Here is a 15,722-nt window from a genome sequence, read left to right on the forward strand (position 1 = left end):
AAATATAAGGATTATGGATAGCGTAAAACATATACATTCTTATATTTCAAAAAAACTACTGATGAGTATCAGTAGTTTTTTTAATACTATTATTTTATGAACAAATTAGTTTACACTCTTAGTTTTAGCCAGGCTCATCTCCGCGCACATCAGCAGAAAGCCGCCTACGCCATGCAGATCATTCTCACAGGTGGGACGGGCGATGTAATGGGCATATCCGCCGATGCCGGTTCCGATACAGATGTTGCCGATAACCACATAACCCTCATCATCAACCTTCAGGCTGTCAATTACGCCCTGATATCCCTTCCAGGCATATTCCATATAACGTTCGTCCAGATAACCGAAGCGGACAGCCTTGGCAATCGCATGTACATACAGGGCGGTACAGGAATTCTCCAGCCAGTTATCTGGATGATCCGTCTTATCTGTCACCTGATACCATAACCCCGTTGCCGGGTCCTGGAACCTTGTCAGGGCAATCAGCAGCTCCTTCGTAATTTCTGCAAGCCGGGCCTTGTCCTTATGATTCTCCGGCATATATTCGAACATTTCCAGCAGCGCTACAGGGTACCAGCCGATAGCACGCCCCCAGAACTCCGGCGCCTGCCCGGTAACCGGATCAGCCCACGGTGCCTGCTTACTGGCATCCCAGCCGTGGAACAGCAGGCCGGTCCGGGCATCATAGGTATGCTCATGCACAAGCAGCGCCTGGAACGTCATCATGTCGATGTACTCCGGCTGGCTGAAAGCCTCAGCAAACATAGCCGCAATCGGACCTGCCATATAAAGCCCGTCCAGCCACATCTGGTTGGGGTAACGGTCTTTATGCCAAAAGCCGCCTTCTTCATTAACCTTCCAGCCTTTCAGCAAAGGAACCAGGGTAAACAGAGCTGTCTTGTAGCGTTCATCCCACGTTTGCTTATACAGGTTGAACAGCAGCACACCCGGCTGGATATCATCCAGCTGCTCCCGGTGGAACTCCTTAATGCTGCCGTCCGGCTGTACCTGAGAGTCCACCCAGCGTTTAATATAGTCAAAGTATTTATCCTCGCCGGTCTGCTGCCAGATCTTTTCCATTCCGGACAAGAAGACGCCCTGATGATAGTGAAAATAATGCGGCGGCAGTTGCTCCGGTTCAAATTTGTGCATCAGCGCTTCACAGGCTTTTTCTCCCCAGGCGATAGGGGTTAGTACTGATTTCTCGGTCATGAGCGGTGCTCCTCCTCGGATTCAATTCATTCTCAACCCGATAGTAACACAGCGATCTGCGCATTTTTTGCGGAAAAGGCGTAATCCTTCTTATATCTTGCGGTAAAATAACGGCGGCTTCCCGGTCACCTGCCGGAATACCCTGCCGAAGTGGCTCACACTGCCGAAACCCACCTTTCGCGCGATCAAATGAGCAGGCAAGCCGGTGTCAGCCAAAAGCCTGATGGACTCCTTTACCCGTACGCTGTTCACATATTCCACAAAGGTAAATCCAGTCGCCTTTTTGAAGAACCCGCTCAAATAATACGGACTGATGAAAAAACGCTCTGCCAGCAGCTGCAGCGACAGCTTCTCCATGTAATGCTCGTTGATATACCGGACTATACCGGATATCCGCTCATGCATCGGGCTAGGGTATTCAGCCGGCTCCTCGTTGTCCTCTGTCATTCTGCGGCAGCTAAACAGGATCAGCTGCTGAACCAGTGTCAGTACAAACAGCTCAACCCCCGGCTCACCGCGCTGAACCTCGCCGATTATTCTTCTGGCCAGCTCATCGGTATACAGCCGCTCCTGTATACTGCACCGGATGATCCGGTAGTCTGCCCCAAGCAGCGGAGCAAATACCTCCTTGCCGCCTTCCCCGCTTGGCAGCATCAGGTCCCTGTGGATGTTCACGATCAGCCGCTCATGCTGTGGCTCAGCCGCATTCGTCGTGCGGTGAAGCACATTAGGCGACACAATCATTACATCCCCCTCTTGTATCTCCATTGTCCGGTCACGGATGAAAAACTCTCTTTTTCCGGACAGCAAATAATAGATTTCATATGTCGGATGGAGATGAAATACCGGCATGTTATGGGACTCCGCCTGACGGTGCGTCAGCTCGAAGGTTGCATCGTTGTTGCTGAATCTTAAATCACTCACTTGGGTTTCTCCTTTTAGAACGGCTCTCAGATAGCTGATCTATCTCCTTTACAGCTTATCGTAAGCGCTTGCTTAATACCACAAAAAAGTCCCGGACCGGAAGGCTCCGGCCGGGACTTTACAGCAGCGTTTACTTAAAAAGCTTCATCATATTGTCCAGCCCGTTGCCCAGCGTCAGCTCCATATGCCAGGAAAAGGATGAACGGGGCGGGATCAGCCGGGCTGTTCCATTGTGCACTGCCATATCCAGCGAATCATAATAGCCGATGCCCGGCTCCAGCGCACAGGTTACCCGGTCATTAAACATCCCTTCATCTACCCAGATGCCCAAGTAAGGTACTTTATCCGGCGGAACCGTCAGGCACAGGAAGTCACCGCTATGTTCACCATATAAACCGGAGCAGCCCTGGGGAATATTCCCCGGGTAATACAGCTTTCTGCCGTCTCCGGTCACCGCCGGAGAAATCAGTGACAGCTGATCCCAATTGTAAAGCCCGCCGGTATTCAGACCAAGCCCGCCGTACACACACAACAGCTCTTTCATGGTCTCTGGAATAACCACCCGTGTCGGCTCAGTGACTGCAAACTGCGGGTGCGGCACCCATAAAAAAGGCAAGGTTTCGTCACCCGGATTGTCGGCATGATAATCAAACCGGATGGTGTCTGCGGAAGGACAGGAAATGGTTCTGGTGAACAAATACGGAACCGCGGGTCCGCGTACAGAGCTGATAATTGAATCTGCACTTAGCCTGCAATCCCAGGGAAGCGGCCATATTTCCCCATGATCAGGGATAACGCCCTTCGCCCCTATATCCCAATGACAGCTATTTATTGTCGGAAAACACTCATCCCAGCCGCTCATATCCCCCTCCCCAAAGGAGGAACCATACTCCGGCTTCCGCAGCCCGCGCAAGCCGGAGTCAAGCAGCCATTCCTTCCCGGCAGGTTTGTACACAATCGAAACCAGCTTACCGCCAATTTCCGGTACGGCTTCCAGCCTGATCTCTTCGCTTTCAAGCACAACAGAGTTGAAGCCTTTATAAGTCGAAGCGGTAGTATTAAGCGGATTGTTCGGTGTCATCAGCCTGCTTCCTTACTTGCCGAGAAAAGCCTTCGTCTGGGCTTCCACTTCCGCTCTCACCTTTTCAATTCCCGCTGCTTTCAGCTTGTCATTCAGTGTGGCAAAGGCTGCATCAACATCCTTAACCGATCCGATTGTAATCGGCAGATAATACTGGGAGGAGACATTCTTCAGGTTAGCGATTTCCGATTTCACCTTCTCCGAATTGAAGGAGAAGCCGAGATAGGTTGCCGGGGCAAGCAGGTCTTTAATTTTATTGTTTAGCTCAATGTAGGAATCCGTCCACGAGACGCTTGGTTTAAAATAATCCTTGTTGACGAACCAGAATCCGGCCGCATCCGCAGGGTAGGTATTCGTCTCCGGTGTAATGCCTTCCGGCAGAGTAAGCTTGCCGTCTGCGGTAACGGCGTAGTTCTTGCCCTCGATTCCATAGTAAGCCAGGTAGACATAGGCTTCATCCTGCATAATCAGGTCAAGCGCCTGCAGGGCACGCTCCGGATTAGCCGAGTTGGCGGCGATGGCGACGCCGTTGTTCAGCCAGCTGCTGGTAGGAGCATGGCCTGTCGGAGAGAGAACAGGCATTACGTAGGTTTCTATGCCTTTATCTGCTGCGGCGGCAAGAGTGGCCTGGATGTCGATTGAATTGCCGAAAGCAACGCCGGCCTTGCCTTCAATGAAATTATCCTTGGAGCGGACTTTATTGGAGTACGGGTTCTTGTTCACATAGCCCGCATCGTACCATTGCTTCATCGTATCCGCCGCATATTTAAAGGCGCTTTGTACAGGCTCGTCCGTAATGCTGAGGATTTTACCTTCAGGGTCCTCATTGTCGGTGAACAGGCCGACTGAAGAAGGATCACCGGAATCAAGCGGCGCACCAGGGTAAGCAAACTTTTCGCTGGCCAGTGCCCCAAACGGCGTAGGCAGGTCATATTGCGAATCCAGATTAAGCGGAATCATATCGGGATAATTTTGCTTCACCGCTTCAAAGTACGGAGTCAGCTCGGAGATGCGGGTCGGATTCGTAAGCCCGGCTTTATCCATAATATCCTTGCGCAGCACAATCACATTGACCTTGCGGTCCGGCGTTGTAGTAGGAATCATATACTGCTTGCCGTTCACCTCTGCTGCTTTGTAGGCAGCCGGGTCCTGATTGGCATGATATTTCGGCATATTAGTCTTGATCATGTCTTCGTTTACTTCAAGAAACGAGCCCTTATTCGACTCTGAAACATAGAAGTTCCAGTCTGCTGTGAATACAAAGTCTACATCCTGGCCGGAAGCAAGGATCAGCGGATATTTGGAGGCCACGTCTCCCCAGCCGATATAGTTAATCTCCAGTGTAGCATTAATATCCTTTTTCAGCTTCTCGTTGAGCGCCTCCATAACCTCAGGCATGCCCTTTGGCGCTTCACCGAGCAAGAAGCCTGACAGCTTCACTTCCTTGCTGTTATCCGGCTTGCCGCTTTCTGCCGCAGGTGCATGGGCTGCCGCTCCCGCCGGAGCATCTGTAGCCGCATTCTGCGTACTGTTATTGTTGTTCCCGCCGCAACCCGCAAGAACGGTAGTCAGCAGCATGGCTGCACTCCATACCAATAGCCCTTTTCTTTTAACCCTTGTCATCATTCTGGCCTCCCTTGTATCTGATAATGAATCTATATACATTCCGCAGTCTGGCGGAACCTATATCAGCCCTTGACGGCACCAATCGTGATACCGCTTACGAAATACTTCTGCACGAACGGAAAGATCAGCACAATCGGACCGGTCGCGATCACAGTCATCGCCAGTTTGAAGGTCTCCTTCGGCATATCCAGATTGGACACATGCTGGGACATCGCAGCCGAAAGATTGATGGAAGACAGCATCTTGTACAGCAGATACTGCAGCGGAATCAAGTGGTCCTTGTTCGTGAACATCATCGCGGTCCACCAGTCATTCCAGTAAGCCAGCGCTGTAAAAACGCCGATCGAAGCAAGCGCCGGCTTGGTCAGCGGCAGCACAATCTTCAGGAAAATCCGGAAGTCTCCGGCTCCGTCAATTTTGGCTGACTCCAGCAGCGGCTCCGGTACAGACCCGCGGATAAAGCTGCGCAGAATCAGGATGTACATCACATTGAACATCGGCGCGAGAATCAGTACAGCATAGGTATTGGTCAAATCAAGATTGCGGCTGATCCAGATGTAGTATGGAGCCAGTCCCCCATTGAACAGTGTTGTAAAGAACAGGAAGAAGGATAAGGCGTTACGGTGCTTCAGATCCTTGCGGGACAGGACATAGGCGGCCATCATAGAGATAAACAGCGAGAGCACCGTGCCAACTACCGTAACAATGATCGAGACCTTATAACCGTTCAGTAAGTCCGCGGGATAACGGAAAATATAGCTGAACGCTTCAAGCGAGAAATCGCGGGGCCAGAACCAGTAGCCCTCCTGCAGAATTGCGCTTTCGGATGAAAAGGCTCCCGAGACCAGCACAATGAACGGCAGGACACAGATTAGTGCAATGAGCCCTACGACGGTGTAGGCAATGGCTGTGAATAACGGCGCTGAGTTCAGCTTCGGGTTAACAGAGTTGCTGTCTATGGTAATCACCTGCTTTTTTAAGATAATAGGATTAGAACAAGGCCTGGTCTTTATCGTATCTGCGTACCATCCAGTTGGCGCCAAGGATAATAATCAGCGTCAGCACGGATTGGTAGAACCCGACGGAGGAAGCCATTCCGAAATCGGCTGTACCCATCAGCGAGCGGAAGGCCAGCGTATCAATAATATCTGTAGCGTCCATCAGCAGCCCGTTGTTTCCGATTAACTGATAGAACATATCGAACTCACCGCGCATAATCCGGCCCAGTCCAAGCAGCAGCAGAATGATCATGGTCGGCTTCAGCAGCGGCAGGGTAATCTTCGTTATTTTCTGGAATTTCGTCGCACCGTCAATCGTGGCTGCTTCATAGATTTCCTGGTCGATTCCGACGATGGCTGCCAGATACAGCACACTGCCGTAGCCGACCCATTTCCATACATAGAGGAACGGAAGAATGAGATACCAGTACCAGGTCGTCGAATAAATATCGATCGCTTCCAGCTGAAAGGAGCCGAAGATCCGGTTAACGATGCCGTATTCATAATTCAGAAAGTTATAGACGAAGGCAGACACGGTTACCCACGATATGAAATACGGCAGAAACATTAAGGTCTGGGACAGCTTCTTGAACCATTTCTGCCTGATTTCCGAGATCACGACTGCTGCAAGAATTGAGAAAACCGTGTAGCAGGTTAAAAAAGCAAGATTGTAAATAATCGTGTTCCGTGTTACAAGCCAGGCTTTGCCTGACTGGAAAAAATAGCTGAAGTTATCCAGGCCTACCCATGGACTGCCAAAGATTCCGCCTTTTACGGTATAGGACTGAAACGCCATTACAATGCCGGCCATCGGGATATAAGCAAAGATAATAAAATATACTGCGATGGGAGCAAACATCAGATACAGCACCCAATGGGAGCGGATATCCTTGAACCAGCTGCCTTTCAGCATGCTCCCCGGTCTTTGCGCCGCCAGTGTTCCCGCTCCTGATTTGGGCCGGGTTTTCATGTTCACATTGATCACCTTCCGTCTAGTTTCTGTTAGCCTCTCTCCTCTTTTATTGTAAAAGAGCAGCCCCTCCGCCAGTAACGGGCCAAAGCTACGATAACCTTCGAAAACTTAAGGTGATGAAGCATTCCGCACGCAAAAAAGCAGCCGGCGGTATCACGCTCCGCCGGCTGCTTCACTTACAATATTCAGTCTTTTGTTAACGACCAGTCGTCCACACGCAGCCAGTTGCCTGCATTCGCAACACTGTATATGCCGACCTGTGCGCTGCCGTTCGTTACTGTAATATTGGGAATTGTAATCTCGGTCCAGTTGTTCATCACACTGTTAACCGCCGCATTTTTCTCAGTCCCGCCATAATTTTTGACAAAAATCTGGGCCACCTGCTGGCCTCCGCCGCTCTTGACCCAGGCTTTCAAGGTATAGGTGCCGTTAGGCAGACCGGATACATTCTGGTACATGCTGGCACTGTAAGCGGTATCACTATACTGGGTCATTGAATAACGTCCAGTACGTCCGGGTGAAATGTTGGAGTTGGGATCAGCCGTGGTATTTTTCCAGTTGGACCAGCCGGTTAATGTATTGAGCGTAATCCGGTCAGCTTCGTAGCTAGGATTCATAATGTAGTTGTTCCCTGCGGCAACACTCCAGGTACCGGCTGCTGCGTCCAGATTGAATTTGCTCAGCGAGTTCAGCACAGGCTCCGTACCGTTAAAGGACAACGGCATCCACTGGTTATAGCCGAGCCCGTTGCCGGCAAAATCGCTCCAGCGGTCACCTGCGAACAGAATCGTCGTCCCGGAACTTCCCTGTACCTGGATGAAAAAGCCGGTCTGTGACACATGCGAATAATCCTTTTCCGAATTGGCCATGACGGACTCTGCCGAGTAAGGTCCGGTTATACTTGTAGACGAAATGACATACGCATGAGAGGCATTCCAGCCGTGCAAATCTGAGGAAGCGATGTAATATCTGCCGTTGTATTTGAACATTGCATTGCCTTCGCGTCCCCCTGACGTGCTCTGAAACACCTGGGTTGCCGGTTCAATATTCAGATAGTCGGAAGTCCGCAGCTCTGACACATAGGTCCGCGACCGCCCGCTCGCGTTGCTGAAGACCAGGTACGCTTTTCCGTTATCATCTACAAAGGTGGACTGGTCTCCGGGAAGATTGTTAACCACATTGGTGATGGAGGTCTGGACATGATGGAAGGCAAATGTTCCGGTAGGGGTGCTGCTGGTGGCAAAGGCCACACCGCTGCCCTCAGGCCCGGCATACTGGGTAATTAGCACATACTTTTGGGTATTGGTGTTATACACAACGCCCAGCCGGCCCAGCCAGTCCGGGTCCCAGGTGGTCCCTTCGGCACCGGCTGTAATGACATTGCCGCGGAACGTCCAGTTCACAAGGTCAGTTGAGGAATAGCAGGTAACAGCCGCAAAGCTGGTATCCCCATTTTTGCCGCTCGGATTGTTGTAGTAGGTAACTGCCCCATTGTATTTCACGCCGTACCAGTAATACGTATTGCCTACTTTGAGTATGTTGCCTCCCTGCGAATAAATCGGATTGCCCGCCGTATCCTTCCAGAATACGTCGTTGGTAATCGTTCCGGCTGCAGCCTTGGCCGGAAGCGGCCCGAAGGCAAATGCGGTAACCAGAACTACCAATGCCCATTGAAACATGATGAACAGCCTGCCCTTTTTCATGTACATACATCCTTCCTCGAAATGGATTATGCTGATTCGCACCCATTATATAAGGAAGCCGATTCCATGTAATAGTAAGTAAAGCTATGATTTTCTTTTAAAACCTAATGTTCCCCCCGCAAAAAGGCAGCCGCCTGCAGCTCTACCTCAGCTTTCACCTTGTCGATGCCTGCTGCCTTCAGCTGTCCGGTGAGTCTGGTAAAGGCGGCATCCACATCCTCCACCGCACCGATATAGATCGGCTGGGCGTACTCGATCGAGATGCTTTTCAGATTGGCAATTTCGGTTTTAACATTTCCTGAATTAAACAGAAAGCCCAGATAAGTCACCGGCTTCAGATAAGCGTCGATTCTGCTTCTCATCTCCACGTAGCTGTCCGTCCATTCCGCCATTGGCGGGAATAATTCTTTATTCACAAACCAGAAACCCGAAGCATCAGGCGGATAGGTATTACTCTCGGCGCTCACCCCTTCCGGCAGACCGATCCTGCCGTCGCTCAGAATGTTATAATTCCGGCCTTCTATTCCATAGTAAGCCAAATAAGCATAGGAGGGCTCCTGCATAATCAGATCAAGCGCCTGCAGCGCACGCTCGGGATGCCTGGAGTTCGCACTTATGGAAACCCCGTTATTAAGCCACGAGGATTGGCTGGTTGTACCGGAGGGATATAGCATCAGGAACGGATACACCTCAATTCCTTTCTCCTTACAAAGCGTAAATACTTGTGCAAGGTCATTCGAGTTACCGAAGGCTATACCTGATTTACCGTAACAGAAATTCTGTTTGGACCGCACCTGATTGGCAAAAGGATTTCGGTTCACGTACCCTTTGTCGTACCAGTCCTTCATCATATGCGCTGTCTTTTTTTGGACACTGAGCATCGGCTCCTCGACCATAGACCATAATTCGCTTGAGGTACTGTCCATATCGCCGGCTATGCCCTGCGCGGACGGATCACCGGAATCAAAAGGAGCCCCAGGCCAGCCTATCTGTTCCGCCATTAAATAGCCGTAAGGCGTTGAAAGGTCAAAGTGCGAATCCAGGTTAAGCGGGATCATGTCCGGATAGCTTTTTTTGATTGCGGCCAGATAAGGTTCAATCTCCGAAAAGGCTGTAATTGTACTGAGCCCGGCCTTTGCCATTACATCCTTGCGGAATAATGCCAGATTGATCTTTCGTTCCTGTACAGCCGTAGGAATAATGAAGGACTGCCCGTTCACAAGCGTCGCCTGCCATGCCTCATCCGGCATTAGCGCCATATGACGCGGCATATAGGTGCGGAGAAGCTCCTTACTAAGCGGCATAAAAGCTCCTCTTGCCGCTTCAGTAGTGTAAAAGGACCAGTCGGCAGCAAATATGAAATCAATATTCTCTCCGGATTCAAGCAGCAAAGAATACTTGGAGGCAAGCTCGTCCCAGGCGATGTAATTCAGCTCCAGTGTGGCATTGATATCCTGCTTCAACTTGTCATTAAGTGCACGCAGGACCTCCGGCAATCCTTCCGGTGCTTCACCGATCAAATATCCGGTCAGCTTCACCTCATTCTTGTCCGTATTGCCTGAAGCTGAATCCAGGGTGTTGTCCCCTGCCGGCATATCAACCTTCCTGGATACAACAGACTGCCAGAACAGCACAACGGCTGCCAGTATCAGCACCGATATACAGCCAAATATGACCCTCCTCAATTATGTCCCCCCCATGCTGTAACACTCTGTAATCTTGGTATCGTATTTTATGCGGAAGAGGCTCCTGTTCTGCGGTCTGGAACACGCATCGACACACGGGTCCCAGCTCCCGGAGTACTCGCAAATGTAATTCCGTACGATATTCCGTAAGACAGTTTCAGCCGCTCTTCAATATTGCGCACCCCGTAGCCTCCGCCCTTGCTCACCCCGCCGCTTTTCTCCAGGAAAATTGTGGCCAGGGCTGACGCTTCCATTCCTATTCCATCATCTATTAATTCAATAATAACATCACCTTTGTCGGCTGCCGCAGTAACTCTGATCTTACCCGCTTCATCCTCCTTTTCCATAATTCCGTGAAGAATGGCATTCTCAACCAGAGGCTGGAGGACAATTTTGGGCAGCTCGCAGTCAAACAGCTCACGCGGTACTTCAAGCTCCAGCACAATTCCGTTACCAAAACGCATATTCTGAATCCGTACATAAGCCTCAATATGCTGCAGTTCACTTTCCAGTGTCACATACTCCTTACCGTTACTTAGACTGAGCTTATAAAATACGGCAAGCTCATCTACGACACGCTTGATCTCCCGGGAACCTGATTCTATGGCCATTACATTGATCAAATCAAGCGTATTGTACAGGAAATGCGGATTGATCTGCGCCTGCAGCGCGTTTAATTCTTTGTTCTTTACTTCCCTGCCGAGCGAATACGTCTCTTCCATCAAGCCGGTCATATTGTTGACCATCATATTGAAATTACGGGTAAGCTCACCGATTTCATCTTCACTCGCCGGAAGCGGAGCCAGCTGAAATTTGCCGTTTTTAACCTTACGGACATGCAGGATCAGCTGCCTGATCCGCCGGGTTGCTGAAGCTGATACAAAAAAAGAAATCGGAAGCATCAGCGGAATGACCAGAAGAAAGATCGAGATGATCCGGTTGCGCGCTTTGATGCTAGACTCCAGAATATCCTTGTAAGGCACTAACAGCGCGACTGTCATCGATGTATTGGGTATATGCTGTAACCCCAGGATATGGCGTTGTCCGTTAAAAGAATAATTCTCGTCATAATAGCCCGTTTCCTCTCCGGCTGAGAGCAGCCCGCCGATCTCCAGAACCGGATAATCCAGACTGCGGCCTGAATCAGCCCGGCTGATTATTTGTCCCTGTTCATTGAACAAAAGCGCTGAGGTCCCCGGGGTTAAAATGGCATGATCCAGAACAGACTGCATCGCATCCCCCTGGACTCTCGCACGGACAATGCCGTCAAATTCTCTTATATTATTGGCATTAGGGATTTTGCGCAGAATGGACAGCTCGGCACTGCCTGAATCTGCATCTATTTCAGTAGAGGGAACCCACGTAAATGCGGCTTTTGCAGCTGCGAAACGAAGTAGCCATGGCGTCCGCATGTAGTTTCTCATATTCAGAAAATCCGAATTTTCTGTGGCGCCGGCTAGTCCGTCTTTCATATAGACCTGAATGGAGATAATGTCTTCATTATACCGGAACTGATTGACGAGCCGGGATAGCCGCAGCGCCTCCATATGCCAATGGTTAACATCTTCGAACTGCTGCGGGTCAGCCGAGACACTGGTCTGCAGCAGCGAGTTGAAGGCAATAAAATTAAGCACCTCATTAATAGCCTGTGACTTGTATTCAAGATAGGATTTGGTTTCGTCGAGCATTTTACGCGAGGAATGAACTGCCGCTTCCTTGTTCTCCTGCCGGGTGAGATTTAAATGAATGAACAGGAGCAGCAGGAACGGGATTGCAATAACGAGCAGATAGGTTGTAAAAAGCTTGTAGCGGATGCTGAGATTAGTGAACCGGAATCTCTTCTTCATTTCATGGCACGCTCCCTGTATTCACTCGGTGTACAGCCTTCACAGCGCTTGAAAAAGGTAGTGAAGTAATTGGCGTCTGTAAATCCGAGGTCCAGCGCTATCTCAAGCAGCTTCACATTAGGCTCACGCAGCCGTTCTCTTGCTTTGTTCATTCTGGTTTCGGTGATGAATTCCTTGACGGTCTGACCTCGCTGCTTCTTAAAGAAAGCGCATAAGTAGGTCTCGCTTAATTGAACATGGTCGGCAATTGACCTGATTGTAAACCCTTTTTCATGAAGATGGGAGTGGATGAACCGGATAATCTCACGCATCTTTCCCGCACCTGCTGTCTGCTCACCGTCCGGCTGCTCCTGCAGCAGCTCCAAAAAAGTCAGAACATACCGCTCCAGTCCCGCAAGACTTGATACGCGGTCAAGCTCCTTCCACATATATCTCCGCTCTGCGTCCTCCGCCGGCTCGGCAACCCCTAACTGGGCAGCACATTCAAGAATGGTAAGCAGAAATTGAAAGTATGAGTCCTTTAACCGCAGAATATCCAGATCTATCCGGGAACCGGCATATTGTGTCCACCGGCGCAAAGTGGCCTTTGCAGCTTCGATCTCTCCTTTTTGCACCTGCCCGCGCATCAGGCGGACTTCTTCCCGGTTCGTATCAAGCGGCTCGTGCCTGCCCAGTGCATCCGCAAAGACAAGCTTGGTCTGATTATAGTAGTATTGCAGCGTGCATGCATCTGCAGCCAGCTTGTACGCAGCGGGAATATCCAACAGGGAAGCTGCCGGCTCGCCGACGCCAATCTTCAGTTCTATTGCGGGTCCGGCAAGCCGCAGCAGCGCATCCCCCAGATTCTCCGCAGTGTCCCTTCCTTCCCGGTAGGAGCTGCGGTATACCCCGGGGACAATAAGCACCAGATGGTTACCGGAATCAAAGCCTCCTATGGCACGCCAAGCCAGCAGCTGCGGCTCGCGGTTAATGGCATCCAGCAGCGAATCCTGTACCGGAAGCGGGTCCTCCGGGAGGTCAGCAGGATTCCAGTACAGCTCTGCGGCCAGCACCGTATAAGGACCTTGAAGCGGTAACAGGAAGGTTTCACTGCTGCCCAGCGCCGGTCTGACATGGGGAGAGTCCGGGCTTGTAATCAGCTTACGGACCATCTCCTGTCTTAGAAAGGGCAGGCTTCTGTCGACTTCAGCCTGAAGCTGAAGCTCCTCATTATGTTTCCTCTGCTCCTCTGCACACAGCTGGACTGCTGCTTCAACCGCCGCCTGTACCTCTTCAAGAATAATCGGCTTTTCCAGATATGTTAACGCTTTCAAAAATATGGCTGATTTCAAGTATTCCTTATCCGAGAAGCCGCTCAGAAAAATGATCTTACAGCGCGGATTCTTCTCCCTGTATCTCTTGCTGAATTCAATGCCGTTAAGCTTAGGCATCCTTACATCACAAAGAATAATGTCCGGTGTCCAAGCTGAAGTCAGCTCAAGCGCGGCAAGGCCATTACGTGCGGTCCGGGCCTCGCCGATCCCAAGCTCTTCCCAGGGGATGTAATTCAGCAGCAGCTCCCGGGTTCTATTTTCATCCTCTACAACTAACAGCCTGATCATATAGACCTCCCTGAGCACACAAAACTATGAGCTAGGCTAGTATTATATTACATTTGGGCTGCTGTGGATACTTTGAAAAGATATGATTTCCTTTGATTATTGTTTACTGAACAGAATCTATTATTATACTCTTGAAGCCCTCACGAATTATGGAAACGCCTTGCGCAGTACAACTGATACCCAGCCCGCTCAAGGCTTCTTCCAGCGGCGGAACGTCAAGGCTGCCCGCAGGGGCTCCGCAGACCGCCGATACCAGCAGATGGCTCCCCGGCTCCAGATCAGTCATCAGTGTCGGCAGGACCGTACGGGGATATAACAGATTGGTATTCACATTCACATATACCAGCTGACCCTTTTCATATCCTCCCAGACCGTAAATACCGCTTTCGCCTAGTGCATTCTTGACCGACACTCCCGGTTTGCCGGTTCTCTCTATCTGCTGATCCGGCTTCGATTCTATGGAATAACCGCCTTCAGCGGCGGTAAGAGGCCGGCCGGTCTCGATCCGGTGTATGCGTACATGCCAAGGGAGTCCTGCCACGATCCAGGTCCGGACCTCTACATCAGGCCACAGGCGCCATTTCGCATACAGCACATTGCCGGAAATCTTCGTTTCTTCATTTTGCCGCCGGACCCGGAACAGCTGATCCCGCTCACTTAATGCCAGCATGGAATCTGCTGCCGCCTGTTCAAGTCCCCATTCCGCTCTGGGTACACTGAAGCCGAACCGGGTTGAGTAGACGAATTTTTCATATTTTGCCGGAGTATTCGTATGTGCGTTGGTCGATAAATGTCCGCTGTTGAACGCCGCCACATGCCCTGACTCATCCCGGCACACTACCAAATGAGGCTCTGACTGGACAGTTAGAGCGGGCCCTTGCGGCATGTCCTCTTCTGCTGCCGTCCAAAAGGCTGAATCCTCCGCGAGTGCCAGTACAAGAAAGGTTTTAAATGCCCAGTACGGCGAGCCTGGAGCATTATAATTTTCTGCCATTACCAGATTGGGATAGGCATAACCCACAGTAAGCACACCGGCGCTGTCAAAAATAGGCTGAGCTAACCACCAGCGGAGATTGCGCAGGATAAGTCCCTTTACTGCACCGGGGGTCAGCGTGTCTGTACTCAAGCCGGCGTAAGCGAAGGCACTCCAGAAGGCGGACTGTGCAAAGCGGTACGATAAGCTTCTCCCGTAAGGCAAGGCTGAGCCGTCAGAATCAAACCAGTTCACAAAATCCCCGGCAAACAGCAATGCCCGCTCCTTATACCGGCTGCAGCGCTCCGGGTCCTCGGTTTCCATCAGCTTCAGATAGATCAGCGAGTAAAAATGAATGGCAAACGGGCCGTAGTAATCACTATGTCCGTCAATTCCATCACTGTACCAGCCGTTACCGAGATAGAACTGGTCGAAACGCTGTAAATTCCGTTCCATCTGCTCCTTATCATAAGGCTGTCCGACCCGGCGGAAGCCCAGGTTAACCATCACCTGAAAAAACAGCCAATTGCAGTCATGGCAAGGATGTACATTAATCTGATTCAGCCAGTTATATACATTCCGGCGCTCTCCGGCATCCAGCGGCTCCCAGATGACCTCTGGTATAAGACACAGGGATAAGCCCATCGCTGCCATTTCAACAAGACGCTGATCATAATCACCTGCCTCGCCCCAGTATTCCTCATGTTCAGGATTTGTCCCGTTAATTAGCCCCTGCTGATAAATCTGGTTCAGCTCCAGTGCTTCCCCTCCGCCTGCCAGATACGGAGCCAGCCCCCACAGTATACGGGAAAAGCCCTCCATATCGGCTATTTCTTCAGCATGCCCGGCTCCGGCCCCCCTGATTTCCAGGCGTGCCCCGCCTGAGCTGTACATTCCTTTAAGCGGGTCCGTCAATTGCCTGAATGCTGTCTGCAAATCCTCTTTTGTCTCTAAGGCGTTGCTTCTAACCGGCTGCTTCATGATTATTGTTCTCCCCTTCTTCATCTGTTATGTTCAAACCGCGTTATCTCGATTGTACTGGACGAGCGTTGCACGAACCTTAAAATTCCTACAAAGTTTTGTTGAAAAATTACACATA

The 15,722-nt window shown here is 50.8% G+C and carries 11 protein-coding genes; all 11 read right to left on the reverse strand.

Features of this window, described 5'->3' with window-relative positions; translation table 11 throughout:
• Positions 1–105: 105 nt before the first annotated feature.
• Positions 106–1,212 (reverse strand): glycoside hydrolase family 88/105 protein, encoded by a 1,107-nt coding sequence (locus tag BN3772_RS19930; RefSeq protein ID WP_042201691.1) that lies wholly within the window; start codon positions 1,210–1,212, stop codon positions 106–108.
• A 90-nt stretch (positions 1,213–1,302) separates the two neighbouring features.
• Positions 1,303–2,136, reverse strand: coding sequence for an AraC family transcriptional regulator (locus tag BN3772_RS19935; RefSeq protein ID WP_042201693.1), 834 nt, complete (start codon positions 2,134–2,136; stop codon positions 1,303–1,305).
• 130 nt (positions 2,137–2,266) lie between these two features.
• A complete protein-coding gene (locus tag BN3772_RS19940) occupies positions 2,267–3,217 on the reverse strand; it encodes an aldose epimerase family protein (protein ID WP_042201694.1) in 951 nt (316 codons plus the stop codon).
• Between the two features lie 12 nt (positions 3,218–3,229).
• Positions 3,230–4,843, reverse strand: coding sequence for an extracellular solute-binding protein (locus BN3772_RS19945; RefSeq protein ID WP_244444800.1), 1,614 nt, complete (start codon positions 4,841–4,843; stop codon positions 3,230–3,232).
• Positions 4,844–4,905: 62 nt separating this feature from the next.
• Positions 4,906–5,811 (reverse strand): carbohydrate ABC transporter permease, encoded by a 906-nt coding sequence (locus tag BN3772_RS19950; protein WP_244444801.1) that lies wholly within the window; start codon positions 5,809–5,811, stop codon positions 4,906–4,908.
• Between the two features lie 22 nt (positions 5,812–5,833).
• Positions 5,834–6,754 carry an ABC transporter permease gene (locus tag BN3772_RS19955; RefSeq protein ID WP_042201749.1) on the reverse strand — a complete coding sequence of 307 codons (921 nt, stop codon included), beginning with the start codon at positions 6,752–6,754 and terminating at the stop codon, positions 5,834–5,836.
• Between the two features lie 245 nt (positions 6,755–6,999).
• Positions 7,000–8,517: a family 43 glycosylhydrolase gene (locus BN3772_RS19960; RefSeq protein ID WP_086074673.1), complete on the reverse strand. Its 1,518-nt coding sequence runs from the start codon at positions 8,515–8,517 to the stop codon at positions 7,000–7,002.
• A gap of 104 nt (positions 8,518–8,621) precedes the next feature.
• Positions 8,622–10,202 (reverse strand): ABC transporter substrate-binding protein, encoded by a 1,581-nt coding sequence (locus BN3772_RS19965; RefSeq protein WP_042201696.1) that lies wholly within the window; start codon positions 10,200–10,202, stop codon positions 8,622–8,624.
• Between the two features lie 47 nt (positions 10,203–10,249).
• Positions 10,250–12,049 carry a cache domain-containing sensor histidine kinase gene (locus tag BN3772_RS19970; protein WP_042201699.1) on the reverse strand — a complete coding sequence of 600 codons (1,800 nt, stop codon included), beginning with the start codon at positions 12,047–12,049 and terminating at the stop codon, positions 10,250–10,252.
• The gene (locus tag BN3772_RS19975; RefSeq protein ID WP_244444802.1) at positions 12,046–13,650 is read right to left on the reverse strand and encodes a helix-turn-helix domain-containing protein; all 1,605 of its coding nucleotides are present in this window, start codon (positions 13,648–13,650) and stop codon (positions 12,046–12,048) included. The genes BN3772_RS19970 and BN3772_RS19975 overlap by 4 nt, the downstream gene beginning before the upstream one ends.
• Before the next feature lie 103 nt (positions 13,651–13,753).
• Positions 13,754–15,604: a DUF2264 domain-containing protein gene (locus tag BN3772_RS19980; protein ID WP_042201701.1), complete on the reverse strand. Its 1,851-nt coding sequence runs from the start codon at positions 15,602–15,604 to the stop codon at positions 13,754–13,756.
• Positions 15,605–15,722 lie beyond the last annotated feature (118 nt).

Origin of the sequence: Paenibacillus camerounensis, assembly GCF_000723885.1 — a bacterium.
Lineage (GTDB): Bacteria > Bacillota > Bacilli > Paenibacillales > Paenibacillaceae > Paenibacillus_AQ > Paenibacillus_AQ camerounensis.